Origin of the sequence: Streptomyces sp. HUAS TT11, from assembly GCF_051553595.1 — a bacterium.
GTDB lineage: Bacteria > Actinomycetota > Actinomycetes > Streptomycetales > Streptomycetaceae > Streptomyces.
This window is the reverse complement of record NZ_CP196184.1, coordinates 1,285,997-1,312,328: the sequence shown is the minus strand read 5'-3', so window position 1 is coordinate 1,312,328 and position 26,332 is coordinate 1,285,997. Positions and strand designations below refer to the sequence as shown.

19 protein-coding genes are annotated in these 26,332 nt (G+C 71.7%); 15 read left to right on the top strand and 4 right to left on the bottom strand.

Features of this window, described 5'->3' with window-relative positions; translation table 11 throughout:
• Positions 1-13: 13 nt before the first annotated feature.
• The 7 genes from ACSHXN_RS06115 to ACSHXN_RS06085 all read left to right on the top strand — a co-directional run bounded on the left by ACSHXN_RS06115 (position 14) and on the right by ACSHXN_RS06085 (position 10,892).
• Entirely contained in the window at positions 14-811 is a 798-nt protein-coding gene (locus ACSHXN_RS06115; protein WP_356113181.1) for an oxygenase MpaB family protein, read from the top strand.
• A gap of 59 nt (positions 812-870) precedes the next feature.
• Positions 871-3,099, top strand: coding sequence for a serine/threonine-protein kinase (locus ACSHXN_RS06110; protein WP_355129965.1), 2,229 nt, complete (start codon positions 871-873; stop codon positions 3,097-3,099).
• Between the two features lie 57 nt (positions 3,100-3,156).
• Entirely contained in the window at positions 3,157-4,728 is a 1,572-nt protein-coding gene (locus ACSHXN_RS06105; protein ID WP_355129967.1) for a phytoene desaturase family protein, read from the top strand.
• A 225-nt stretch (positions 4,729-4,953) separates the two neighbouring features.
• Positions 4,954-6,063, top strand: coding sequence for an NAD(P)H-dependent flavin oxidoreductase (locus ACSHXN_RS06100; RefSeq protein ID WP_438302774.1), 1,110 nt, complete (start codon positions 4,954-4,956; stop codon positions 6,061-6,063).
• A complete protein-coding gene (locus ACSHXN_RS06095) occupies positions 6,060-7,610 on the top strand; it encodes an acyl-CoA synthetase (protein ID WP_438302773.1) in 1,551 nt (516 codons plus the stop codon). Before ACSHXN_RS06100 ends, ACSHXN_RS06095 begins: the two co-directional genes overlap by 4 nt.
• Positions 7,611-7,711: 101 nt before the next feature.
• Positions 7,712-9,214, top strand: a complete 1,503-nt coding sequence (locus ACSHXN_RS06090; protein WP_438302772.1) for an acyl-CoA synthetase — start codon at positions 7,712-7,714, stop codon at positions 9,212-9,214.
• A 190-nt stretch (positions 9,215-9,404) separates the two neighbouring features.
• Positions 9,405-10,892, top strand: a complete 1,488-nt coding sequence (locus tag ACSHXN_RS06085; RefSeq protein ID WP_438302771.1) for a metallophosphoesterase — start codon at positions 9,405-9,407, stop codon at positions 10,890-10,892.
• Positions 10,893-10,943: 51 nt separating this feature from the next.
• On the opposite strand, the gene paaK is transcribed toward ACSHXN_RS06085, so the two are convergent.
• Positions 10,944-12,242, bottom strand: a complete 1,299-nt coding sequence (gene paaK, locus ACSHXN_RS06080; protein ID WP_438302770.1) for a phenylacetate--CoA ligase PaaK — start codon at positions 12,240-12,242, stop codon at positions 10,944-10,946.
• 788 nt (positions 12,243-13,030) lie between these two features.
• Positions 13,031-14,650: an acyl-CoA synthetase gene (locus tag ACSHXN_RS06075; RefSeq protein WP_438302769.1), complete on the bottom strand. Its 1,620-nt coding sequence runs from the start codon at positions 14,648-14,650 to the stop codon at positions 13,031-13,033.
• A 184-nt stretch (positions 14,651-14,834) separates the two neighbouring features.
• Here ACSHXN_RS06075 and ACSHXN_RS06070 point away from each other — a divergent pair, with 184 nt between their 5' ends.
• The 7 genes from ACSHXN_RS06070 to ACSHXN_RS06040 all read left to right on the top strand — a co-directional run bounded on the left by ACSHXN_RS06070 (position 14,835) and on the right by ACSHXN_RS06040 (position 21,063).
• On the top strand, positions 14,835-15,635 hold the full coding sequence (locus ACSHXN_RS06070; protein WP_438302768.1) for a crotonase/enoyl-CoA hydratase family protein: 801 nt from the start codon (positions 14,835-14,837) through the stop codon (positions 15,633-15,635).
• 28 nt (positions 15,636-15,663) lie between these two features.
• Entirely contained in the window at positions 15,664-16,605 is a 942-nt protein-coding gene (locus ACSHXN_RS06065) for a Zn-ribbon domain-containing OB-fold protein (RefSeq protein WP_355129982.1), read from the top strand.
• Positions 16,602-17,672 (top strand): thiolase domain-containing protein, encoded by a 1,071-nt coding sequence (locus ACSHXN_RS06060; protein ID WP_355129984.1) that lies wholly within the window; start codon positions 16,602-16,604, stop codon positions 17,670-17,672. Before ACSHXN_RS06065 ends, ACSHXN_RS06060 begins: the two co-directional genes overlap by 4 nt.
• Positions 17,669-18,835 carry a thiolase domain-containing protein gene (locus ACSHXN_RS06055; protein WP_355129986.1) on the top strand — a complete coding sequence of 389 codons (1,167 nt, stop codon included), beginning with the start codon at positions 17,669-17,671 and terminating at the stop codon, positions 18,833-18,835. Before ACSHXN_RS06060 ends, ACSHXN_RS06055 begins: the two co-directional genes overlap by 4 nt.
• An 83-nt stretch (positions 18,836-18,918) precedes the next feature.
• Positions 18,919-19,161, top strand: a complete 243-nt coding sequence (locus ACSHXN_RS06050; RefSeq protein WP_331263782.1) for a DUF397 domain-containing protein — start codon at positions 18,919-18,921, stop codon at positions 19,159-19,161.
• Between the two features lie 132 nt (positions 19,162-19,293).
• Positions 19,294-20,211 carry a universal stress protein gene (locus tag ACSHXN_RS06045; protein WP_356291473.1) on the top strand — a complete coding sequence of 306 codons (918 nt, stop codon included), beginning with the start codon at positions 19,294-19,296 and terminating at the stop codon, positions 20,209-20,211.
• A gap of 354 nt (positions 20,212-20,565) precedes the next feature.
• Complete coding sequence (locus ACSHXN_RS06040; protein WP_355129990.1) at positions 20,566-21,063, top strand: hypothetical protein; 498 nt, start codon at positions 20,566-20,568, stop codon at positions 21,061-21,063.
• Between the two features lie 60 nt (positions 21,064-21,123).
• Here the strand turns inward: ACSHXN_RS06040 and ACSHXN_RS06035 are convergent, their stop codons facing one another.
• Together ACSHXN_RS06035 and ACSHXN_RS06030 are read right to left on the bottom strand one after the other, a co-directional pair.
• On the bottom strand, positions 21,124-23,097 hold the full coding sequence (locus tag ACSHXN_RS06035; RefSeq protein WP_355129992.1) for an N-acetylmuramoyl-L-alanine amidase: 1,974 nt from the start codon (positions 23,095-23,097) through the stop codon (positions 21,124-21,126).
• Positions 23,098-23,386: 289 nt separating this feature from the next.
• The gene (locus ACSHXN_RS06030; protein WP_355129994.1) at positions 23,387-24,523 is read right to left on the bottom strand and encodes an aminoglycoside phosphotransferase family protein; all 1,137 of its coding nucleotides are present in this window, start codon (positions 24,521-24,523) and stop codon (positions 23,387-23,389) included.
• Positions 24,524-24,756: 233 nt separating this feature from the next.
• Between ACSHXN_RS06030 and ACSHXN_RS06025 the strand changes: the two genes are divergently transcribed.
• The gene (locus tag ACSHXN_RS06025; protein WP_355129996.1) at positions 24,757-26,256 is read left to right on the top strand and encodes a DNA-binding protein NsdB; all 1,500 of its coding nucleotides are present in this window, start codon (positions 24,757-24,759) and stop codon (positions 26,254-26,256) included.
• Positions 26,257-26,332: the final 76 nt, after the last annotated feature.

Genomic DNA, 26,332 nt, shown 5'->3' with positions numbered 1-26,332 from the left:
GGTGACCTGGCAGATGCACGGCGACCCCATGATGTGGGTGGCGGGTGTCCGAGCGCTCTACCTCCAGGCCCTGCACCCGCCGACCGTGCGCGGCGTCATGCAGAACTCCGACTTCCGGCGCGACGCCTGGGGCAGGTTGATGCGCACCGCCGACTTCGTGGGGACGACGACCTACGGCACCACTCAGGCCGCGGAGCGGGCGGCCACGCGGGTGCGGAAGATCCACACCATGCTGAGGGCGACGGATCCGGACACGGGCGAGCGCTACGGGGTCGGCGAACCCGAATTGCTGCTGTGGGTGCACTGCGCGGAGATCGACTCCTATCTGCACGTCCTGCGCCGCTCCGGCTTCCGGCTCACCGACGCGCAGGCCGACCGCTACATCCGCGAGAACCGGGTCGCCGCCGGTCTTGTGGGACTGGACCCGGCGGAAGCCCCGGCCGACCAGGGAGAGCTGGCCGCGTACTTCGAGAAGGTGCTGCCCGAGCTCGCCGCCGGACCCGAGGCGCACGAGGTGGACGACTTCCTGCGCCGCCCGCCCGTCCACCCCGTGCTCCGACCGGCGCGCGCCCTGCTGTGGCGGCGTGTGGCCGACCTGGCGTACGCCTCCCTGCCCCCGTACGCCCACGAGTTGTACGGCAGGCCGGCCCCCGGACCCACGACGGTGACCCGGCGCCTGCGCCTCACCGGCACCCTGCTCCGCTGCATTCCCGCACGTCTGCGCTGGCAACTGCCTCCCAAACACATCCTGCGCGCGATGGCCAGACTCGGCCCGGGCGCACGTCCTGCGCCGTACAAAGTCGGCGGATAACTCGCCATACTGGACGGGCCAGGGGAGGGGCGGGGCCGGGACGGGGGCGATCTCAGGCGATGGCGGAGACCAGGCTGATCCAGGGCCGGTATCGGCTGCTCGAGTTGATCGGGCGAGGCGGCATGGGCGAGGTGTGGCGTGCGAGGGACGAGTCCCTCGGCAGAAGGGTCGCGGTGAAGTGTCTCAAGCCGATCGGCCCGGACCACGACCATTCCTTCACGGGGGTCCTGCGGGAGCGGTTCCGGCGCGAGGCGCGTGTGGCCGCCGGACTCCAGCATCCCGGGGTGACCGTGGTGCACGACTTCGGCGAGTCCGACGATGTGCTGTACCTGGTCATGGAACTGCTTCAGGGGCGCAATCTCAGCCAGCTTCTGGTGGACAACAAGCACCGTCCGCTGCCGCTGGCCGACATCGTCGACATCGCCGAACAGGTCGCGTCGGCGCTCGCCTACACCCATCGCCAGGGCATCGTGCACCGTGATCTGAAGCCCGCCAACATCGTGCGGACGGGCGACGGCACGGTGAAGATCTGCGATTTCGGCATCGCCCGGCTCGGCCACGACATCGGCTTCACCGCGCGACTCACGGGTACGGGCATCGCGATGGGCACCCCGCACTACATGTCGCCCGAGCAGATCGGCGGGGAACCGGTGGACCAGCGCAGCGACCTGTACTCGCTGGGGTGCGTGCTGTACGAGATCGCCACCGGCGTACCGCCGTTCGACCGCGACGACGCGTGGGCCGTTCTCGTCGGGCACCGCGACACCGTGCCGGAGCCGCCGCGCAGCCACCGCGCCGATCTCCCGGAGTACTTGGAGCGCATCGTCCTCGACCTGCTCGCCAAGAGCCCGGACGAGCGTCCGCGGGACGCGCACGAGCTGGCGCGGCGGATCGGCGCGGGCCGTACCCGGTCCGCCTACGTGCCCACGGTCGTCTCGCCCGCACCCGTCGTCCGGTCCTCCTCCCGGGAGCCCCGGCTGCCGTCCTGGACCCGGGGCATGACCACCGGTCACAAGGCCGCGGGCACCGGGCCGCGCGCCACCCCGCCCGACGGTCCGGCCGGTCTCACCGACGAGTGGGTCGCCCGTTCCGGCACGGGCCGCCCAACCGAGCCGGTACCTACCGAACGGCCCACACCGCCACCGGAGACGGTGGGCGCGCTGGCCGGCCGGCACAACGCGGGGCTGAGCCTCGGCAGGCTCGGCCGCTTTACCGAGGCCGGCCAGGTGCACCGCGCGGTCGCCGCCGAGCGCGAGCATCTTCTCGGCCCGGACCATCCCGACACCCTGGCGAGCCGCTACGAGGTCGGCTTCACACTCGGCCGCACCGGCCGCCCCGCCGACGCCCTGCGGGAGTACACCCACGTCGCCGGGGCCAGGGAGCGGGTGCTCGGCCCCGACCACCCGGACACCCTGGCGGCACGTCAGGAGATGGCCTACGTCCTCGGCCAGTTGGGCCGGCCCTTCGAGGCGCACCAGGTGTACACGTCGGTGCTGGCCGCCCGGGAGCGCATCATGGGCCCTGACCACCCCGACACCCTGCGCTGCCGCCACAACATCGCCTTCAACCTCAGCCGGCTGGGGCGTCTGGAGGACTCGTACCGGACGGCGTACGAGGTGGCGGAGGCCCGGGCCCGGGTGCTCGGCGCCGCACACCCCGACACGCTCGTCACGCGGTACGAGGTCGCCTATGTGCTGGGCCAGTTGGGCCGCTGGGGCGAGGCCCTGCAGACGTACCGGGACGTGGCCGAGGAACGCGCCGCGGCGCTCGGCCCCGACCATCCGGACACCCTTGCCGCCCGCCACGAGATCGGCATCAGCCTCGGCCGGCTCGGACGCAGCGTGCAGGCCCTCGCGCTCTACCGCGAGCTGGTCGACGACCGCACCCGTGTCCAGGGCCCGTCCCACCCGGAGACCCTCCGCGCGCGGCACGGCCTGGGTGTCAACCTGGGCCGCCTCGGCCGCTGGGAGGAGGCCCTCGCCGAGGCCCGCGACGTGGCCGTACTGCGCGAGCACGCGCTGGGCCCCGACCACCCGGACGCCCTGGTGAGCCGGCGCGAGGTGGCCGTAGGACTCGGCTGGCTCGGCCGCTGGGCCGACGCCCTGAGCGAGTACCGCCGGGTGGCGGCAGCCCGCGAGCGGGTGCTCGGCCCGGACCACGCCGACACCCTCGCCAGCCGCAACGACGAGGCCCACTGCCTGGAGCAGTTGGGCCGGGGTGAGGAAGCGGTGGAGCTGTACCGGAGAGTGGCGGTGTCACGACAGCAGAGGGCGGCGGCCGGACACTGAGGCGGCGCGGTCGGCCCGCCTCTGGCCGATCCGGATCATGGCGTGTTACGAAGGGGCATGCCTGCACACGAGCAATACGACGCCGTGATCGTCGGCGGGGGCCACAACGGACTGGTGGCAGCCGCCTATCTGGCGCGGGCCGGGCGGTCCGTGCTGGTCCTGGAGCGGCTGGACCGCACCGGGGGAGCCGCGGTCTCCACGCGGCCGTTCGCCGGAGTGGACGCACGGCTGTCGCGCTACTCGTACCTGGTCAGCCTGCTGCCCCGGAAGATCGTGCGGGACCTGGAGCTCGACTTCCGGGTGCGGGCGCGGACCGTGTCCTCGTACACGCCCGTCGAGCGCGACGGCCGGGCCACCGGACTCCTGGTCGGCGGCGGTGAACGGCGGACCCGGGAGGCGTTCGCCCGGCTGACCGGGTCCGAGCGCGAGTACGAGTCCTGGCAGCGCTTCTACGCCATGACCGGGCAGGTCGCCGAACGGGTGTTCCCCACGCTCACCGAGCCCCTGCCCACCCGGGACGACCTGCGCCGCCGCATCGACGACGAGGAGGCGTGGCGGGCGCTGTTCGAGGAGCCGATCGGCGCGGCCGTCGAGGAGAACTTCGCCGACGACCTGGTGCGCGGTGTCGTGCTCACCGATGCGCTCATCGGCACCTTCGCCGACGCCCACGACGCCTCGCTGCGGCAGAACCGCTGCTTCCTCTACCACGTCATCGGCGGCGGTACCGGCGACTGGGACGTCCCGGTCGGAGGCATGGGTGCGCTCACCGACGCGCTCGCGACGGCCGCGCGTGCCGCCGGCGCCGTGATCGCCACCGGGCGCGAGGTGGTGCGCATCGAGACCGACGGGCGCACTGCCGACGTCAGCTACCGGAGCGAGGATGCGGAAGGCACCGTCTCCGCCCGCCACGTCCTGGTGAACGCCTCACCGCAGGAACTGGCCAGGCTCACCGGTGACGCCCCGCCCGCTCCGGCCGAGGGCGCCCAGCTCAAGGTGAACATGCTGCTCACCAGGCTGCCCGCGCTGCGCGACACGGGCGTCGATCCGCGTGAGGCCTTCTCCGGCACCTTCCATGTCGCCGAGGGGTACGGGCAACTGGCCGCCGCCCATGCCCAGGCGGCCGCGGGCGCACTGCCGTCGGCGCCGCCCTCGGAGATCTACTGCCACTCGCTCACCGACCCGACCATTCTCGGACCCGACCTCGTCGAGCGCGGCTACCAGACCCTGACCCTCTTCGGTCTGCACACGCCCGCGCGCCTCTTCGAGGGCGACAACGACGGCGTGCGCAACGAATTGCTCAAGTCGACGCTGGCGCAACTCGACGCCTACCTCGCCGAGCCCCTCGAGGACTGTCTGGCCCTGGACGCGGACGGCCGTCCCTGCATCGAGGCGAAGACCCCGCTCGACCTGGAGCGCGATCTGCGCCTGCCCGGCGGCAACATCTTCCACCGGGAACTGGCCTGGCCGTACGCGCAGGAAGGCACGGGCCGCTGGGGCGTGGAGACCCCGCACGCGAACGTCCTGCTGTGCGGCGCGGGAGCGGTACGGGGCGGCGGGGTCAGCGGGGTGCCGGGGCACAACGCGGCGATGGCGGTCCTCGAAGCGGCGGAGGGCGCCGTGGCGGGCTAGGTCCACGGAGGTTGGTGCACCGGCCGGCCGCTGCCGTGCATGGCACGGCGGCGGGTCGCCCTCGTACCGGACATAGTCGGGCGTGCCCGACAACGCGGCGAGGTGCGGTGCCGGGCGCCGCGGACCCGGCGGGAATCGGCGGACAGGCCCCGTTCCCGCCCAGCGATCTGACGGAGTATCAGAAACGGTCTTCCCTCCTCCGGGCCGCTGCGGCATCCTGCGCCCATGCAGACGGAGCTGAGCAAGCAACTCGGCGTCGAGCACCCCCTCTTCGGCTTCACGCCGTTTCCCGCCGTGGCCGCGGCCATCAGCAGGGCCGGCGGCCTCGGTGTGCTCGGCGCGGTCCGCTACACCGCACCCGACGACCTCAAACGCGACCTGGACTGGGTCGAGGCGCATGTCGAGGGCAGGCCCTACGGGCTGGACGTCGTCATGCCCGCCAAGAAGGTGGAGGGCGTCACCGAGGCCGATGTCGAGGCGATGATCCCGGAGGGGCACCGCCAGTTCGTCAAGGACACCCTCGCCGAGTACGGGGTGCCCGAACTGGCCGACGGCGAGGCGTCGGGGTGGCGGATCACCGGGTGGATGGAGCAGATCGCCCGCTCCCAGCTGGACGTCGCCTTCGACTACCCGATCAAACTGCTCGCCAACGCGCTCGGCTCCCCGCCCGCCGACGTGGTCCGGCGCGCGCACGACCGGGGTGTCCTGGTCGCCGCGCTCGCCGGCAGCGCCCGGCATGCGCGCAAGCATCAGCAGGCGGGCATCGACATGGTCGTCGCCCAGGGGTACGAGGCCGGTGGCCACACCGGGGAGATCGGCTCCCTGGTGCTCACCCCCGAAGTCGTCGACGCCGTCACGCCGTTGCCCGTGCTGGCGGCCGGGGGCATCGGCAGCGGTCGGCAGGTCGCCGCCGCCCTCACGCTCGGCGCCCAGGGGGTCTGGCTCGGCTCGATCTGGCTGACCACCACGGAGGCGGAACTGCCGTCGCGCGCACTCGTGCGCAAACTGCTCGCCGCGGGATCGGGTGACACCGTCCGCTCCCGGGCGCTGACCGGCAAACCGGCCCGGCAGCTGCGCACCGAGTGGACCGACGCCTGGGACGACGCCGGCGGACCCGGCACACTCCCCATGCCGCTGCAGGGCCTGCTCGTCGCCGACGCGATCTCGCGCATCCAGCGGTACGAGGTGGAGCCGCTGCTCGGCACTCCGGTGGGACAGATCGTCGGCCGGATGAACGAGGAACGCAGCGTCCAGGCGGTCGTCGACGACCTCACCCGCGGCTTCGAGCGGGCCGTCGACCGCGTCAACCGGATCGCAGGAAGGAGTCCGCAGTGAGCCAGGCCGCCAACGGATTCTGGGCCCAGGCCGGGGAAGACCCCGACCGCACGGTCCTCGTCGCACCCGACGGGGAGGAGTGGACCGCCCGACGGCTGCTGTCCGCGGCGAACAGGCTGGTCCACGGACTACGGGAAGCGGGGCTCGAACGTGGCGACTCCTTCGCGGTGGTGCTGCCCAACGGAGTCGAGCTGTTCACCGCCTATCTGGCGGCCACCCAGGCCGGCCTGTACCTCGTCCCCGTCAACCACCACCTCGTCGGGCCCGAGATCGCCTGGATCGTCGCCGACTCCGGCGCCAAGGTGCTCATCGCACACGAGAGGTTCGCGGAGGCGGCGCGCGACGCCGCCGACGAGGCGGGGCTGCCGGCCGCGGGACGGTACGCCGTCGGAACGGTCGAGGGCTTCCGGCCCTACACCGAACTCCTCGACGGACAGCCCGAGTCGGCCCCCGACGGGCGCACCCTCGGCTGGGTCATGAACTACACCTCGGGTACGACCGGGCGGCCCCGCGGCATCAGGCGTCCGCTGCCCGGCACACCGCCGGAGCAGTCGCACCTCGGCGGTTTCCTCGGCATCTTCGGCATCAAGCCGTACGACGACAACGTCCACCTCGTCTGCTCGCCGCTGTATCACACGGCGGTGCTCCAGTTCGCGGGCGCGTCGCTGCACATCGGCCATCGGCTGGTGCTCATGGACAAGTGGACGCCCGAGGGGATGCTCCGCCTGATCGACACCCACCGGTGCACCCACACGCACATGGTTCCCACCCAGTTCCACCGGCTCCTCGCGCTTCCGGACGAGGTGCGGGCGCGCTACGACGTCTCCTCCATGCGGCATGCCATCCACGGCGCCGCCCCCTGCCCCGACCACGTGAAGCGGGCGATGATCGAGTGGTGGGGCGACAGCGTCGAGGAGTACTACGCCGCCAGCGAGGGCGGCGGAGCCTTCGCGACCGCCGAGGACTGGCTGAAGAAGCCCGGGACCGTCGGCAGGGCGTGGCCCATCAGCGAACTCGCCGTCTTCGACGACGACGGCAACCGGCTGCCCCCCGGCGAACTGGGCACCGTCTACCTGAAGATGAGCACCGGCGGCTTCTCGTACCACAAGGACGAGACCAAGACGCGCAAGAACCGCATAGGGGACTTCTTCACCGTGGGCGACCTCGGCCACCTCGACGAGGACGGCTACCTCTTCCTGCGCGACCGCAAGATCGACCTGATCATCTCCGGCGGGGTCAACATCTACCCCGCGGAGATCGAGGCCGCTCTGCTCAGCCACCCCTCCGTCGCCGACGCGGCCGCCTTCGGGATCCCGCACGACGACTGGGGCGAGGAGGTGAAGGCGGTTGTCGAACCCGCGCCGGGCCATGAGCCCTCGCCCGCGCTCGCCGAGGCGATCCTCAGCCACTGTGCCCGGCGGCTCGCCGACTACAAGCGGCCCAGGAGCGTCGACTTCGTGAGGAGGCTGCCCCGCGACCCGAACGGCAAGCTGTACAAGCGCCGGCTGCGCGACCCGTACTGGGAAGGCCGCACCCGTCCGGTGTGAGCCGGGGCCGGTTTTCTTGTGCCGAGGACGTAGGGAGCTTGACCTCCCCGGCGGCCCGGAACGAGGATCGCGCCAGGCTGAGGCGGACGAAGGGACTGTTCATGACGGCGGGACGAAGCGTCACGGTCGACGGCACGCTGCGGCGCAGTGCCCGGCGCACCCCGGAGCGCAGGGCGATCGACTACGGCGACCGGTCGTGGACGTACGCCGCACTCGACGACGCCGTCTCCCGCGCCGCCCGCGTCCTGCGCGACGCCGGGCTCTCGCGCGGGGACCGGGTAGGCGCCCTCGGTCACAACTCCGACGCGTATCTGATCGCCTTTCTGGCCTGTGCCCGCGCCGGTCTCGTGCACGTGCCGATCAACCAGAACCTGATCGGCGACGATCTGGCGTACATCGTGGAGCAGTCGGGCTGTGCGCTCGTGCTCGTGGATCCGCCTCTCGCCGGCAACCTTCCCGGCGGCGTACCGGTGCTGGCGCTGCGGGACGCCGACGACTGCCTGCTCGTACGGCTCGCGGGCACCGAGCCGTACGACGGAGCGGAGCCGCGGGGCGAGGACCTGGTGCAACTCCTCTACACCTCCGGGACCACCGCGCTTCCCAAGGGCGCGATGATGACGCACAGGGCGCTGGTGCACGAGTACCTGAGCGCGATCACCGCCCTCGATCTGAACGCGGGCGACCTGCCGGTGCACTCGCTGCCGCTGTACCACTCGGCGCAGATGCATGTCTTCCTGCTGCCCTGTCTGGCCGTGGGAGCGCAGAACGTGATCCTCGACGCGCCCGACGGCGACCGGCTCCTCGATCTGATCGAACAGGGCCGGGCGGACAGCCTGTTCGCGCCGCCCACCGTGTGGATCGGCCTGGCCGGCCGCCCCGACTTCGCCGCCCGGGATCTCAGCGGGCTGCGCAAGGCGTACTACGGTGCCTCGATCATGCCGGTGCCCGTCCTGGAGCGCCTCAAGGAGCGGCTGCCCGAACTCGCCTTCTACAACTGCTTCGGGCAGAGCGAGATCGGGCCGTTGGCCATGGTTCTCGGACCGTACGAGCACAAGGGACGCATGGACTCGTGCGGCCGACCGGTGCTGTTCGTGGAGGCGAAGCTGGTCGACCGGGGCGGCGAGGACGTTCCGGACGGAGAACAGGGCGAAATCGTCTACCGTTCCCCGCAGTTGTGCGAGGGCTACTGGGGCAAGCCCGAGGAGACCGCCGAGGCCTTCCGGGACGGATGGTTCCACTCCGGGGACCTCGCCGTGCGGGACGCGGACGGGTACTTCACCATCGTCGACCGGGTCAAGGACGTGATCAACTCCGGTGGCGTCCTGGTCGCGTCACGGCAGGTCGAGGACGCGCTGTACACCCATCCGTCGGTCGCGGAGGCGGCGGTCGTCGGCCTGCCGGACGAGCGCTGGATCGAGGCCGTCACGGCCGTCGTCGTCCCGCGTGAGGAGGTCACCGAGGCGGAACTCATCGCCCACACCCGGGAGCAGCTCGCGCCCTTCAAGGCACCGAAGCGGGTGCTGTTCGTGGACGCGCTGCCTCGCAACGCGAGCGGGAAGATCCTCAAACGGGAGCTGCGGGACCGGTTCGGCGACACGGTGTGAAACGCGACGCGACGAGGCGCGGCCCCCCTGCTCCCCGGCCCGGCGCCCACCGCGCCGGGCCCGCCTCCACCGCCTCCACGCCGAGTTGTCGCGTTCCCGACCCGGCGCCGCCGTCGCCTCCACCGATGCCGTTCACTGGGCCCGGGCACGCACCGGACATGCGCTGCTGCCACTTGCCTCCCTTGCGGCCGTGTCGGCCCTGCCCGCCCCGTGCGAGCTGCTGCGCTCCGGCGCCCTGCTCGCCCCGGCCCTGGTGCGGGCCGCCTCCGTCGCCGCACTCCGCAGGCCGGCGCACAGGGGACGCCCCGCGCACCGCGACGCCGTCACGGCCGTCCATCTGGAACTGGTGACCCTGGCCGAGGACCACGCCGTCGTCACCTGGTCCACCGGGGTACCGGGCACCGACGACGGACTGGGCCGGATGATCCCGGCGGTCACGGAAGGCGAGGTCGTCTACGGAACGAGCCCCCGGCGCCTCAACCGCACCGCGGGGGAGGACCGGCCCACCGCGCACCACCGGGTGGAACTCACCGATCTGGAACCGGGGCAGACGTACTACTACCAGGCACGCTCCCGGGGCGTGGCCGCCGTCCCCACACCGCTGCACCTGGTGCGCGGCAACGCCGTGGGCACCGTTGCGTACGGCCTCGGCACACGCGGAGGCCCGTACTGCTTCACCACACCGCAGCCCCCGCCCGGGCGCCGTCTGCTGACCGTCGCGCTGTGCAACGATCTGCACCTGGGCGAGACGACCGCCGGACTCGTGGGCCGCCTGCCCCTGATGCGCGGGGTCTCGCAGGAGCCGGGGCTCCCGCCCTATCCCGAGATCATGAGCCGGGCGATGGTGGCGGAGGCGCGCCGTCGCGGCGCCGACCTGCTGCTGGCCGCCGGCGACATTTCGGCCGGGGGAGCCCCGAGGGACCTGACGGAGGCCAGGCGCATACTCGACGGTTTCGGGGCGCACGGCCGGGACTACTTCGTCGTGCGGGGCAACCACGACCGAGCCGCGCTCGGTACCTGCGCCGAGAACTGCCGGCACTGCTCGGGCGTGAGCGCGGACACCTTCCGGCAGGGGTTCGCCGGTGCGGACGGGTCAGCGTACTTCGCGCGGGACGTGGGCGGACTGAGGATCATCGGCCTCGACACCTACGAGAAGCACGGGACCGGCGCGGACGCCGGCGGCCTCGGTGCCGAGCAACTGTCGTGGTTCCGGCGTCAGTTGAAGGAGCACAAGGAACAGCCCACCGTGGTCTTCGGCCACCATCCGCTCACCGTGCGGGACTCCGTCTTCCCCGTGACGGCCGGCCAGCGGCTGCGCCGCGACCAGGCCCGCACGATCCTTGAGGCCTACGGCGCCGCACCCGGCGTCTTCCTCCATCACGCCGGCCATACCCACCGCAACAAGCGCACCGTCCTGCCGCAGGCCCCGCACGTGACCCTGCAGGAGGTCGGCGCGGTCAAAGAGTATCCGGGCGGCTTCTCCTTGCTGCGGATCCACTCCGGTGGCTACGCCCTGAACTTCTACCGGGCCGATGGCGCCGCGGCGCGCGCGTGGACGGAGCGCAGCCGGTGGGTGGCGGCGGGCCTGTGGCCGCATCACGCGCTGGGCCGGTCCGTCGCCGACCGCAACGCCGTGGCCGCCCGTGACCTGTCCGGCATCCGGCGCGCCGTTTCGTGAAGGAGCCGCCGGGATGCCGTCCTGCCTGCGGGACCTGCGAGGAGGCGCCGGTCACCGGCCCGTGCGCAGGTCCACGATCCGCCGGATCTTGCCCACCGAACGCTCCAGCGACTCCGGTTCGACGATCTCCACCGCCACCGACACGCCCACGCCGTCCTTCACGGCCGCGGCGATGGCGAGCGCGGCGGCCTCCCGGAGCTCGGATCCGGCGTCGGGCCGTGCCTCGGCCCGTACCGTCAGTGCGTCGAGCCGCCCCTCACGGGTGAGCCGGAGCTGGAAGTGCGGTGCCACCCCCGGCGTGCGCAGCACGATCTCCTCGATCTGGGTGGGGAAGAGGTTCACTCCGCGCAGGATGACCATGTCGTCGCTGCGCCCGTTGATCTTCTCGATCCGCCGGAAGGTGCGGGCGGTGCCGGGGAGCAGACGGGTGAGGTCCCGGGTCCGGTAGCGGATCACGGGCATGGCCTCCTTGGTGAGGGAGGTGAAGACCAGCTCGCCCTCCTCGCCGTCGGGCAGCACCTCACCGGTGATCGGGTCGACGATCTCGGGGTAGAAGTGGTCCTCCCACACATGGAGGCCGTCCTTGGTCTCGACGCACTCCTGTGCCACGCCCGGACCGACGACCTCCGAGAGGCCGTATATGTCGACCGCGTCGATGGCGAACCGTTCCTCGATCTCGCGTCGCATCTCCTCGGTCCACGGTTCGGCACCGAAGATCCCGACGCGCAGCGAGGTGCTGCGCGGATCGACGCCCTGGCGTTCGAACTCGTCGAGCAGGGTCAGCATGTACGAGGGGGTCACCATGATGATGCCCGGTTTGAGGTCCTGGATCAGCTGCACCTGCCGTGACGTCATGCCGCCGGAGGCGGGGACGACCGTGCAGCCGAGGCGTTCGGCGCCGTAGTGGGCGCCCAGACCGCCGGTGAACAGACCGTAGCCGTACGCGACATGGACCGTGTCGCCGGGCCGGCCGCCGGCTGCGCGGATCGACCGGGCGACCATGTCCGACCACATGGACACGTCGTTGTCGGTGTACCCGACGACCGTGGGGCGCCCGGTGGTGCCGCTGGAGGCGTGGATCCGCCGGAGCCGCTCCCGGGGTACCGCGAACATCCCGTACGGGTAGTTGTCCCTCAGGTCCGCCTTCACGGTGAAGGGGAACCGGGCCAGGTCGGCGAGCGTGCGGCAGTCGTCGGGGTGGACGCCGGCCTTGTCGAAGGAGTCCCGGTAGAAGGGCACGTGCGTGTAGACGTGCCGCAACGATGCCCGCAACCGCTCGGTCTGCAGGACCCGCAGTTCCTCCGCGTCGAGCCGTTCTCCCGCGTCCAGCAGGTCGTGCGCATCCGCCATCGCGCCGTCTCCCTCGCCAATCACACCAATCCGGGCGACCGATCATTCGGTCGGATCTGCTGGGGATCAGTAATCCAGCTCATCGGCCCGCAGGCAAGAGGTCTGCCCCCGGTTTCCGGCGCCGCGGTGCGCACGGGCGAGGAGAGTGCGCGGTTCACGGCCGGCTTCCACCTGCCCGCAACGATCAGGAGCATGCCCCATCGGGCCCGGGCGGAGGGACCCCGCTCGCTTGTCACCTGCGGGGCGAGGGTGTGACCACCTGGCCGACCGTGGAGGTCCTCCGCCACTCGTCGGGCGGCGGCCTCGCCCTGCGCCACGCGGCACGCCGTTCCGGGCGCATGACGAGACCCGCCTGATCACCGCCGAGCCCTGGTGCGCGGACGTCTTCCGCCCCGGAGCCCTGGCTGGGGGAGGGCGGCGACTCGACCGGGCCCGGGATCCGCCCCGGCTCCGGGCGGCACACGCGCCCGACCGCGCCCGGCTGCGCCCCCTCGTGCGGACGGACGAACCCGACACTCGCTCCCCCCCGACGTCCGCACGGCGTCGAGGAGTCGGACCCGCCCGCCGAGTATGCGGTGCAGCCGGCCGCCGGGCACTGCCCGTGGCTGGACGGGCCACGGCTGGTTCACCGCGCCAGTGGGTGGCTTCTCCACGCGGTGAGCTGCGCGGGGCGGAGCGCGTGGTCGCGGATGCTCTTCTCGTCCCGTCGGGCGGAGCGGGCCGTGCGCCTGGTGAGGCGGCCGGAGCCGCTGTCCGGACACTCCGGTCGGGGTGCGGGCCCGACACCCTCAGTGGTTCGCCGCCGCCGCGACCTGCTTCGCCCAGCGGTAGTCCGCCTTGCCGCTCGGCGAACGCCGGACGGCCTCGGTGATCACCAGTTGGCGCGGCACCTTGTAGCCCGCCAGACGTGTTCGGCAGTGACTTTGGATGTCGTCCAGGGACGGCCGCGCCGCTCCCGCGCGCAACTGCACCACCGCAGCGACGTGGTTGCCCCATCTCGCGTCGGGCACCCCGGTCACCAGCGCGTCGTACACGTCCGGATGGGACTTGAGAGCCTGCTCGACCTCCTCCGGATACACCTTCTCCCCACCGGTGTTGATGCACTGCGAGCCGCGACCGAGGACGGTGACGACCCCCTCCTCGTCGACCGTGGCCATGTCGCCGAGGAGCACCCAGCGCACGCCGTCCTTCCGGAAGAAGGTCTCGGCGGTTTTTTTGGGGTCGTTGTAGTAGCCGAGGGGCACGTTCCCGCACTGCGCCACGCGGCCCACGTCACCGGCCGCCACCGGATCATGGGTGACCGGATCCACCACGCGGGTACGGGAGTTGACGCGGATGCGGAAGCCGTTGTCCGGGCCGGAGTCGGGGGTGGCCGTTCCGTTGAAGCCCGACTCCGAGGAACCGAAGTTGTTCAGCAGCAGGGCGTTCGGGACGAGTGCCTGGAACTGCGTGCGCACCGTCTCCGACATGATGGCCCCCGACGACGACACGCTGAACAGGGACGAGCAGTCCGTGCCCTTCATCGGACCGTTCAGCGCGTCGATCAGCGGCCGCAGCATCGCGTCGCCCACCAGCGACACGCTGGTCACCTTCTCCTTCTCGACGGTCCGCAGTACCTCCTCGGCCACGAACTTGCGGTGGATCACGATCCGCTGCCCGAAGTTGAAGCCGATGAACGCCGTCAGCGTGGAGGTGCCGTGCATCAGCGGGGGAGTCGGGAAGAAGGTGATGCCGTCGCCGCCGGCCGCGACGCGCTCGGCGAGCTCCTGCGGTGTGCGCACCGGGTCGCCGGTCGGCGCGCCGCCGCCGAGACCCGCGAAGAACAGGTCCTCCTGGCGCCACATCACGCCCTTGGGCATGCCGGTGGTGCCGCCGGTGTAGATGATGAACTGGTCGTCGGCCGAGCGCGGAGCGAAGCCCCGCCCGGGAGCGGCGGCGGCCACGGCCGCGGCGAAGTCCTCGGCGGGCGGCCCGGCCGCGTCCGGGGGCGGGGTGCCCACCCGCAGCAGATGCCTCAGCCCCTCCGCCCGGGGCACGGCCGTCGTCACCCGATCGGCGAACTCCGCGTCGAAGACAAGCGCAACCAGGTCCGCGTCCCGGTAGAGGTACGCCAACTCATCTTCCATATAACGGTAGTTGACGTTGACCGGGACGATCCGGGCCTTCAGGCAGCCGAGCACCGTCTGCAGGTACTCGATCCCGTTGTACATGTGGAGCCCCAGATGCTCCCCGGGCCGTATCCCCGTGCCCAGAAGATGGTGTCCGACGCGGTTGGCCGCCGCGTCCAGGTCCGCGTAGCTGAGGCGGTGCTCGGCGCCCGTTCCGGGGTGGTCGATGTACACGAGCGCCTCGCGGTCCGGAACCACGTCGACGATCGACTCGAACAGGTCCGCAAGGTTGTACTCCACCGCTCCTCCTGACCCCGGCGCCACTTCGTGAAGAAGGCGTTCCTCGGTTCGCGGGTCATCAGAGCAAAGGCCGGCGCAACTGGGAAGGGCCTCCGCACAAGAAATCTGACTATCTGTCAGAAAACCCTTGTCCTGGCTCGGCGCCTCCTGCAACCTGTTCTCGTTCCGCAGACGGGAGGAAGCGATGGGTGGGACCGAACACCTCACCGTGCAGCGCGAAGGCGCCACACTGGTGCTCACGCTCAACCGGCCCGAGGCCAGGAACGCGCTCTCGTTGCCGATGCTGGTCGGGCTCTACGACGGCTGGGTCGAGGCCGACGAGGACGACGAGATCCGCTCGATCGTGCTCACCGGCTCCGGCGGTTCCTTCTGTGCCGGGATGGACCTCAAGGCCCTCTCCGGCAAGGGGATGGAGGGGCAGCAGTACCGCGACCGGCTCGCCGCCGACCCGGATCTGCACTGGAAGGCGATGCTGCGCCACCATCGCCCCCGCAAACCGGTGATCGCCGCCGTCGAGGGGCCGTGCGTGGCGGGCGGCACCGAGATACTGCAGGGGACCGACATCCGGGTGGCGGGGGAGTCCGCGACCTTCGGTCTGTTCGAGGTCCGGCGCGGACTCTTCCCCATCGGCGGTTCGACCGTCCGCCTCCAGCGGCAGATCCCGCGGACCCACGCCCTCGAGATGCTGCTCACCGGACGCCCGTACACGGCACGCGAGGCCGCCGGCATCGGTCTCGTCGGCCGTGTCGTGCCCGACGGCACCGCGCTCGCCGCGGCCCTGGAGACGGCCGAACGGATCAACGCCTGCGGCCCGCTCGCGGTCGAGGCCGTCAAGGCGTCCGTGTACGAGACCGCCGGGATGACCGAGACAGAAGGACTCGCCGCCGAACTGGAGCGCGGCTGGCCGATCTTCGACACCGCGGACGCGAAGGAAGGCACCCGCGCGTTCGCGGAGAAGCGGCCGCCCCTCTACCGACGCGCCTGATCCTCCGGGAGACACAAGGAGATACGGGATGCCCGAAGTCCTCAAAGCCCCCCTCGTCGTCGAGTTCCCCTTCACCCGCTCCCTCGGGCCCGTGCAGAGCGCCTTCCTCACGGGCCTGCGGGAACGCGTCGTCCTCGGGGTGCGGACACGCGACGATCGGACCCTCGTCCCGCCCGTCGAGTACGACCCCGTGACCGCCGAGGAGCTCCGCGACCTCGTCGAGGTCGCCCCCACCGGCACCGTCACGACCTGGGCCTGGAACCACGCCCCCCGCCGCGGCCAGCCCCTCGACCGCCCCTTCGCCTGGGTCCTGGTCCGGCTCGACGGCGCCGGCACCGCCCTTCTGCACGCCCTCGACGCCGCCGGCCCCGACGCCGTACGGACCGGCATGCGGGTCCGGATCCGCTGGGCCGCGGAGCGCTCCGGTGCCATCACGGACATCGCGTGCTTCGAGCCCTACGACGGTGATCCCGTCGAACCGGGCGGTCACGACGGCGAGTTCGAGGACGCGGTGGCCGGCATCGTGGTCCCGGCCCGACTCGACTACGTGTACACACCCGGTCGCGCCCAGTCCGCCCACATCGACGCCCTGTCCGAACGCCGGACCGTGGGCGAGCGCTGCCCCTCGTGCCGAAAGGTGTACATCCCGCCCCGAGGCGCCTGTCCCACCTGCGGTGTCGCCACGTCCGAGCAGGTCGAGGCGGGGCCCCGCGGCACGGTCACCACCTTCTGCATCGTGAACATCAAGGCGAAGAACCTCGACATAGAAGTGCCGTACGTCTACGCCCACATCGCCCTCGACGGCGCCGACCTCGCGCTGCACGGCCGCATCGGGGGCATCCCCTACGACCAGGTGCGCATGGGGCTGCGGGTCGAGCCGGTGTGGACCGACGGGGCGCGCCATCCCGACCACTACCGGCCCACCGGTGAACCGGACGCGGACTACGAGTCGTACAAGGAGCTGCTGTGACGCGGGAAGAAGACCCAGAGGTCCGCGAGATCGCCGTCGTCGCCTTCGCGCAGACCGACCACCGGCGCACCACCGAGGAACTCTCCGAGGTGGAGATGCTCATGCCGGTGCTGCACGAGGTGCTGCGCCGGACCGGCCTCAGGACCGCCGACATCGACTTCACCTGCTCCGGCTCCAGCGACTACCTCGCGGGGCGCGCCTTCTCGTTCACCCTCGCCCTGGACGGCGTGGGCGCCTGGCCCCCGATCTCCGAATCGCACGTCGAGATGGACGGCGCGTGGGCGTTGTACGAGGCATGGACCAAGCTGCTCACGGGTGACGCCGACACCGCACTCGTCTACGCGTACGGCAAGTCGTCGGCCGGATCCGTACGGGACGTCCTGACCCGTCAGCTCGACCCCTACTACCTGGCGCCGCTGTGGCCGGACTCGGTGGCGCTCGCCGCCCTTCAGGCACAGGCGCTCATCGACGCGGGCGCGACCGACGAACCCGCGCTGGCCGGCATCGCCGCGCGCAGCCGTACGGCCGCGGCCGGCAACCCCCACGCGCAACTGAGGGGTTCGGTCCCGCACGGTGACTACCAGGTCCGGCCGCTGCGCACCGGCGACTGCCCGCCGATCGGTGACGGCGCCGCTGCCGTGGTCCTCGCGGCGGGTGAGCGGGCCCGGGAGCTCTGCGCACGACCCGCGTGGATCCGGGGCATCGACCACCGGATCGAGGCGCACGGCCTCGGAGTGCGCGACCTGACCGACTCGCCGTCCGCACGGCTCGCGGCGGAGAAGGCCGGGGCCTTCGAACGCCCCGTCGACACGGCCGAGTTGCATGCGCCGTTCACCGCCCAGGAGGTGGTCCTGCGCAGGGCCCTGCGCCTCGACGGCACGGTTACGGTCAACCCCTCCGGAGGGGCCCTCGCCGCCAACCCGGTGATGGCCGCGGGGCTGATCCGCATCGGTGAGGCCGCCGCCCGTATCCACCGCGGCGCCTCCGACCGCGCACTCGCCCACGCCACGTCCGGCCCGTGCCTGCAACAGAACCTGGTCGCCGTACTCGAAGGGGAGCCGCGATGAGCAAGGAGCCCGTGGCCGTCATCGGCATCGGACAGACCAAGCACGTCGCGGCGCGCCGGGACGTGTCCATGGCCGGGCTCGTGCGGGAGGCCGCCCGACGTGCCCTGGAGGACGCCGAGTCGACCTGGTCGGACATCGACGCCGTGGTCATCGGCAAGGCGCCGGACTTCTTCGAGGGCGTCATGATGCCGGAGCTGTATCTCGCCGACGCGCTCGGCGCCGTCGGCAAGCCCATGCTCAGGGTGCACACCGCGGGCTCGGTCGGGGGTTCCACCGCTCTCGTCGCGGCGGGCCTCGTCGCGGCCCGCGTGCACGGCACGGTGCTGACCCTCGCCTACGAAAAGCAGTCCGAGTCGAACGCCATGTGGGGTCTGTCGCTGCCGATCCCCTTCCAGCAGCCGCTGCTGGCCGGAGCGGGCGGCTTCTTCGCCCCGCACGTGCGCGCCTATATGCGGCGCAGCGGCGCCCCGGACACGGTCGGTTCGCTGGTGGCGTACAAGGACCGGCGCAATGCCCTGAAGAACCCGTACGCGCACCTGCACGAGCACGACATCACCCTGGAGAAGGTGCAGTCCTCGCCCATGCTCTGGGACCCGATCCGCTACTCGGAGACCTGTCCGTCCTCCGACGGCGCCTGTGCCATGGTGCTCACCGACCGTGCGGGGGCGGCCCGTTCGCCCCGGCGGCCCGCGTGGATGCTCGGTGGCGCGATGCGCAGCGAGCCGACCCTCTTCGCGGGCAAGGACTTCGTCTCGCCGCGGGCGGGCAAGGACTGTGCCGCCGACGTCTACCGGCAGGCGGGAATCGCCGACCCGCGCCGGGACGTCGACGCGGTGGAGATGTACGTGCCCTTCTCCTGGTACGAGCCGATGTGGCTGGAGAACCTCGGTTTCGCCGCGGAGGGCGAGGGCTGGAAGCTCACCGAGTCCGGAGTGACCGAGCTCGACGGGGACCTGCCAGTCAACATGTCGGGCGGAGTGCTCTCGACGAATCCCATCGGTGCCTCCGGCATGATCCGCTTCGCGGAAGCGGCACTCCAGGTGCGCGGACAGGCGGGAGAACACCAGGTGGACCGGGCTCGGCGGGTCCTTGGGCACGCCTACGGCGGAGGGTCCCAGTTCTTCTCCATGTGGCTGGTCGGGGACCGTCCGCCGACCTCGTGACGGCATCCCCGTCACATGACCTGTCGGCAGTGGGATGCGATGGCTAGGCTGGCCGCGGACGACGAACCGGGAGGAGCACGGACGTGGCCGAGAGCACCATCCAGCAGCAGTCGCTCAAGGGCTGGGACAAGCCGGAGCTGGACCTGAGCAAGGCCGACTGGCACTCCAGCAGCCGAGGGCTCGGGGATGTCCAGATCGCCTTTGTCGAAGGGTTCATCGCGATGCGCAACAGCGGCCGCCCCGAGAGTCCCTCCCTGATCTTCACCCCGGCGGAATGGGGTGCGTTCGTGTCGGGAGCGCGGAAGGGGGAGTTCGACCTCACCTGAGGCGCGCCCGTGAGATGACTCGTCGCCGGTCCGGAAATTCCGGACACGCGGCCGTCGCATCCACCCCGGGGCCGCCGTGTGCGTCAGGCTGGCCCCGGAGGGTTCACAGCGGTGTGCCGGAGGCGAGGAGCCATGATCACTCTGCCGGTCGTCGTGGCCGTCGACGGATCGGACGACAGTCTGCGCGCGCTCGACTGGGCGCTGGCCGCCGCACGGCTGCGCGCGGTACCGCTGTGGGTGGTCCATGTACGGGGGCAGGTGAGGCGGGCGCAGCCCGATGTCGTGGCCGCCGCGCCTGCGCTGCCGGTCGAGGAGCCTGTCCTCGACCACGTCCGCGCACTACTGACGGGCCGCCAGGACCTTCCGGCCGTGGAGTACGTGGCCTGTGACGGTGCGGTGGCCACCGTCCTGCCCGAACTGGGCGCGGACGCGCAGCTCATGGTGGTCGGCTCGCGCGGCCGAGGGGGATTCGCCAGCCTCATCCTCGGGTCCACCGGTCTCGCGGTCGCGGGAGAGGCCGCCTGCCCGGTGGTCGTGGTGCCGCGCCCGGGACGCGAGGTGCACGAGGGTCCACCCGTCGCGCCGGGACCGCGGGTCGTCGTCGGCGTCGACGTCGACGGCCCCACCGAGGCCACTCTCGCCTTCGCCTTCGCGGAGGCGGATCGGCGCCACGCCGTGCTGAACGTGATCTCGTCCTATCTCTGGGCCCCGCTCGAGGTGTGGTCGGCGCCCGGCCAACTGGTGTCCCCGGATGTCGAGGACGACGCCGTCCAGGAGGAGATCCGCACCCTGGTCGCGGGCCTCCTCCCCGTCCACCGCGAGCGGCACCCGGATGTGCGGGTCGAGCTCTCGACCCCTCCCGGCCAGGCCGCGGGCCATCTGGTCGCCGCCTCCAGGGATGCCGAGCTGGTCGTCGTGGGCCGCCACCGCCGGCGGCTGCTCGCCCCCGCCCGCATGATCGGTTCCGTGACCCAGGCCGTACTGCTCCATGCGGCGAGCCCCGTCGCGGTGATCCCGCCGGCAGCGGAGCCGATCCGCACCGACGGCTGACCGGAGGGGCCCCGCGAGGCACCCGGTGACCGGGCCCGGTCACCCGGGCGCCGCTCACCTCCGCGGCGTCCTCCTAGAACGCTCGGGTCGGGGGCGCCGAAGTGCCGGTTCCGGTGCGCCCGGTCGGCGGGCGGGACACCTCGCGGCGCCGCGGGCCGCGCTCTGCGGGCCCGCGGACGACCGGCGGTCCCGTCGGGAACGGCCCCTTGTTTTCCACGGCATCAGCGGTCATGGCCGATGGATCGGCAGGCCCCGGTCCACCACGCCGAGGGCCCCGCCCGGCGGCGGACGACCGGCGCCCCACGAGAGCGGGCCCACAGCTCCGCTTCCCGCTCGGCCACGTACCATTGCGGCATGTCCTTCCTCCGCCGCCGCAGCGCCACTCCCGCCGGGCCGGACTTCGATGTCCTGGCCATGGACCCGGGTGACTGGCCGGGCAATCTCGGTGCCGGTCTGCTGCCCGCCCCCGACGGCAGCTGCCAGGGCGTCTTCCTGCGCTACGACCTGTTCGGCGGCCGTGGTCCCGCGATGATCATCGGCAATCTGCCGGAGGGCTCCCCGGCCCGCGACGTCACCGAGGGAGAGATCCCGTTCGAGGTGGCCCAGCTCCTCATCGCGCTGGAGAACGACGAGGAGGTCACCGTCGTCGGGAGCGAGGACATCCCGGTGATGCAGGGCGACAACCTTCTGATCGTGCGCCGGCTGAAGCTCTCCGAGGGCCGGATCTCCTGCGTCCAGTTCGACCGCAGTGACAACGTCCTGGTCACCATCGCGGCCTGGGACCGCCCCATCACCGACGACCTGTACGCGCTGCTCAAGCCGTTGCCGGCGGAGCTGTTCCAGCAGGGCTGACCCGCCACCCGTCCATATGCGAAGGGCCGGGCCCCGCGGGGCCCGGCCCTGTTGCGCCTGCTACGACGCCGAGGGCAGCAGCCGGACGTCCGCGGCCCGGACGAACGCCACCCGGTGACCGAACTGGATCTCGTAGTAGAGGTCCTTGCCGATCACGACCCGGTGCGAGTCCGTCGTGAACGTGACCGCGTAGTAGTACTCGCCCGGCACGGCGTCACCGACGGCATAACGCTGGCCCGCCGGCAGCCGGTACGACAGCGGGGAGACCGACTGCGCGGGCACCCCCTCGGGGTACGCCTCCTTCTCCGGGTACGCCCGGCCGTACACGGGGATGTCGGCGAGGCCGGGCCTGGGCGTGACCACGAGGCCCGACGCGTTCACGGCCGTGCGCTGCCCCTTCGGATCGTGGAACCAGGCCTTCTGGCCCAGGTACCAGATCGCCGTCCAGTCCCCGTCACGGTCGGCGACGGCGTACCGCTGGCCGGTGGAGACCCGGGAGCCCACGTCGTTCACGTCGATCGTCGAGGGGTCGCCCTGAGGACGCAGCCCGATGTCCTTGATCAGTGGAGCGTTCTCGTCGGGCGCGCTGTACAGGCGCACCTCGCTCGAGCCGTGCTCCGCGCACGGCTCGCCCGCGGTGGTGCAGCCCGTGTACTCCGGCCGGTTGGCGCGGTAGTCCGGCAGGATCGTCACCAGCCCGCCTCTGGAGCCGGCCGTGGCGTGGAACGGTCTGCCGAGCAGTTCGAAGTAGTGCCGCCAGTCCCAGTACGGGCCCGGGTCCGTGTGCATGCCGGGGATGGTGGACGTCGTCGTGCCCGGAACGTTGTCGTGTCCCAGGATGTGCTGCCGGTCCAGGGGGATGCGGTACTTCGCGGCGAGGTAGCGCACCAGCCGCGCCGACGAGCGGTACATCGCCTCCGTGTACCAGGCATCCGGCGCGACGAGGAAACCCTCGTGCTCGATGCCGATCGACTTGGCGTTGATGTACCAGTTGCCCGCGTGCCAGGCCACGTCCTCGGCCTTCACATGCTGTGCGATCAACCCGTCCGTGGAGCGGACGGTGTAGTTCCACGACACATAGGTCGGGTCCTTGATCAGGTCCAGGACGCCGTCCCACTGGCCTTCCGTGTCGTGGACGACGATGTACCTGATGCTCTGCGAGGCGGGCCGGTCGCCCAGATCGTGGTTTCCGTAGTCGTCGCCGAACTCCTCGTACGGCGCGGGGATCCACTCGCAGGCCACGGTCCTCGGGCACTCGGTGCCGTCGGAGGACATGGCGCGCAGCCCGGCGCGGGCCAGTTGCGCGGTGTCGGGCGTCAGCGAGGGCTGTGCGGCGAGCGTCACGCTCTGCCCCAGGTCGGTGGTGCGCCGCTCGCCTTCGCGCATGACCTGGAAGACGTCGTCGGCGTACGCGGACGCCGTGGACCTGTCGTCCGCACCCGAGAACTCCGCCACGGCGCCGTACCAGTCGGACGGGTCCGCACCGAGCGGCTCGCCGAGGCGTCGCTGCGCGTCGGCGAGCAGGGCGGCACCGCCCGCGATGTTCGCGGCGGGGTCGGTGCGCAGCCGCTGTGCCGGGATGCCGGTCAGCGTGGCGGCCTTGGTCAGCGTCTTCAGCCGCGCCGGGAGTACCGAGTCCGCCGGCACCGTCGTGGCGGCCCGCAGCGCGGCTCGCGCCTGGTCGCCGCGGGCGTCCTCCGTGCCTTCGCTGTGGTGGGAGGCCCCGGCGATCGCGGTCCGGGCGTCCGTGAGGTGCATCGGGCCGTAGCCGCCGGAGACGCTGGGCGCACCGGCGTGCGTGTCCCAGCGGGACTGGAGGTACGACACGCCGAGCAGCACGCTCTGCGGCACGTGGTATCGGGAGGCGGCCGTGGCGAAGGCCCTTTGCAGGTCCGCCGGTGCGCTGCTTCCCGGCTCCGCCGGGGCGGCACCCAGCAGCGGAAGCAGCAGGGCGGCCGAGGCGACGGCCACCGCGGTTCGGCGGGCGCGTCTGCGTCCGGTGGGAGTACGAAGGTCGGTGGCGGGTCCGCGCAAGGCAGCCTCCTGGGACGGTCGGGCGCTCTGGGGCGTGCGGGGGCCGAACGTGCGTCAGTGGTACCGGCTTCGCGACGATCCGTCAATCACGCCCAGGAGGAGAGGATTTCCCATGTCAGCGGTGGCGGCGTGGATTTCCGCGGCGGTGGTGGAACAGCCTGCGGGGCATCAGTGGAGTGGACCAATGGCCCGTACGGAGGAGCCGTGCACGGTGTGCGGAAAGGGCCCGGACACGACGAAGGTCCGCGGTGCGTCGCTCGCGCGAGCGCACCGCGGACCACCATCCCCCTCAGCGAGTACCGACCGCCGCTCGTACGGCCCTGCGGGCCATCTGGCAGTCGTCGTGCAACCGCCGCAGCAGCAGCCGCTGTTCCTCGCCGGACGGCGCAGCACCCGGGTGGGCCACTCCCGATGCCGCGGGGGTCGTGTCGTGCATCGATCGCTGCACGGCCGTCTCATAGGTACGGATCTCGCGGGTGAGCACGAGCATCAGGTTGACCAGGAAGGCGTCGCGCGAGGCGGGGCCCGCCGACTGCGCGATCTGGCTGATCTGACGGCGGGCCACCGGGGCGTCACCGAGGACCGTCCACAGTGTGGCCAGGTCGTACCCGGGCAGATACCAGCCCGCGTGCTCCCAGTCCACCAGCACGGGACCCGCCGGTGAGAGCAGGATGTTCGACAGCAGGGCGTCGCCGTGGCAGAACTGGCCCATGCCCTGGCGGCCCGCGGCGTGGGCGATGCCGTGCAGCAGTTTCTGCAGGTCTCCCATGTCCCGGTCCGTCAGCAGCCCCAGATCGTGGAAGCGCGAGATCCGCTCCGCGTAGTCCAGCGGCGCGTCGAACGTCCCGGCCGGTGGACGCCAGGCGTTCAGCCGGCAGATTGCGCCGAGTGCCGCCCGGATGTCCGCGCGCGGCGGCGCCTCCGCCGGATGGCGCTGCAACGCGGCCACCCGGCCGGGCATCCGCTCGATCACCAGGGTGCAGTTGTCGGGGTCCGCCGCGATGAGCCGGGGAACCCGCACCGGTGGGCGGTGCCGGACGAACGACCGGTATGCCGCTATCTCGTGCCGCAACCGCTCCGACCAGATCGTGGAGTGGTCCAATAAACACTTGGCGACGGCCGTGCTGCGCCCCGTCGTGCCGACGAGGAGCACGGAGCGGCCGCTTCGGCGCAGCACCTGCACCGGAGTGAACTCCGGGCAGATGCGGTGCACCGAAGCGATCGCCGTGCGCAGTTGCGCGCCCTGAGGGCCGGACAAGTCGATTCTCCCGCTGAGCGGTTGAGTGCCGGCGCCCGGAACGCGCCGTGCCCTGCCGGCAGCGAGCACAGGTGCCGTCGGCCGCGCGGGGTCGAGGTAGGGGCCGCCGGCACCCGGGCGGGGATGCAGCGACCGGGTGGGGGCGGACACGGAGGACGATGCGTACATGGTTGATACAGATCCCTTCGTGTGCCTTCGAGTTCGGCGCCGCCCGCCCCGGCCGCCGTGGGTGCACCCTGGGGAATGTCCCTGCGGCGACCGGGTCGGGATGGCGCGTTCCTACATGACACCCGTGGGCCCGTGGCACACCATCTGGCGCACCCTGGCGAACCCTGGCGAATAGTCCCGAAGCAACTGACAGAGGGTTACTGTCAACTCAGCCGAGAACCTGGGGGCTTGACGTGAGCGGACAACCCAACACCCGCCTCTCGGACCTGTTCGGCCTTACCGGCTGGTCCAAGGGCGAACTCGCGAGGATGGTGAACCGGCAGGCGGCGGCCATGGGCCACCCCCAGCTGGCGACCGACACCTCGCGGGTGCGGCGTTGGATCGACATGGGAGAGATCCCACGCGATCCGGTGCCGCGGGTGCTGGCGGCGCTGTTCACGGAGCGACTCGGCCGTGTCGTGACCATCGAGGACCTCGGTCTGGTCCGGCACGGGCGCGCGGGGAGACGGCGTGACGACGAGCATGCGCAGCACCCCGACGGAATTCCGTGGGCGCCCGAGCGGACGGCTGCGGTCCTCACCGAATTCACGGGAATGGACCTCATGCTCAACCGACGCGGCTTGGTGGGCGCGGGTGCCGCGCTCGCCGCAGGATCCGCACTCAGCAGTGCGATGAACGATTGGCTGCACACTGATCCGGCCCTCGCGGCCGACGCTCCCCGCTTCGACGACCCCCTGCACGCCGACCCCGCTGGGTTCGACCGCTATGAGGCCGCCCCCATCGGGTCGCAGGAAGTCGAGGAGCTGGAGCGCTCGGTCGAGGTGTTCCGGGCCTGGGACGCGGCCCGCGGTGGCGGGCTGCAGCGCAAGGCTGTCGTGGGGCAGCTCAACGAGGTGGGAGGCATGCTCTCCTACCGCCACCCCGACCATCTGCAGCGGCGCCTGTGGGGCGTCGCAGCCAACCTCGCCGTGCTCGCCGGGTGGATGTCGCACGACATCGGCCTGGAGCCGACGGCCCAGAAGTACTTCGTCATCGCCGCCCACGCGGCCCGTGAGGGCGGCGACCGGCCGCGTGCCGGGGAGGCGCTCTCCCGCGCCGCCCGCCAGATGGTGCACCTGGGCCGGCCCGACGACGCACTCGACCTGATGCAGCTCGCCAAATCCGGCTCCGGCGACGAGGTGCTGCCGCGCACCAAGGCCATGCTCTTCACCATCGAGGCCTGGGCGCAGGCCTCCATGGGCAAGGGGCAGGCCATGCGGCGCACTCTCGGCGAGGCGGAGGACCTCTTCGTCTCCGACAAGAGGGATGTGCCTCCGCCGAGTTGGATGCAGATGTTCGACGAGGCGGATCTGCACGGGATGCAGGCCCTGGCCTACCGCACACTGGCCGAACACGAGCCGGGTGCGGCGGCCATCGCGCAGCGGCACGCCAAGGAGGCGCTGGAGCTGCGTGGTTCGGACCGGGAGCGGTCGAACATCTTCGACCACATCTCCCTCGCGTCCGCGTGCTTCATCGCGGACGACCCCGAACAGGCCGACCGGTATGCGCGCCTGGCCCTGACGTCGATGGGGGCCAACTCCTCCCATCGCACCTGGGACCGGCTGCGTGAGATGTACCGGCTCACCGGGCAGTACTCCAGCTATCCGAAGATCCAGGACCTGCGTGAGGAGATCAGGCGGGCGCTTCCGAAGGGACTGACAAAGCCAAAGGGCCCTCAAAGCACGCAGGCATGAGGGGGTCTTGCGCGGGTGCCGGAGGTGCCGGGGTCGCGGATGCCCTGAACCGGTTCGCCAGGACCTGATTCCGCAT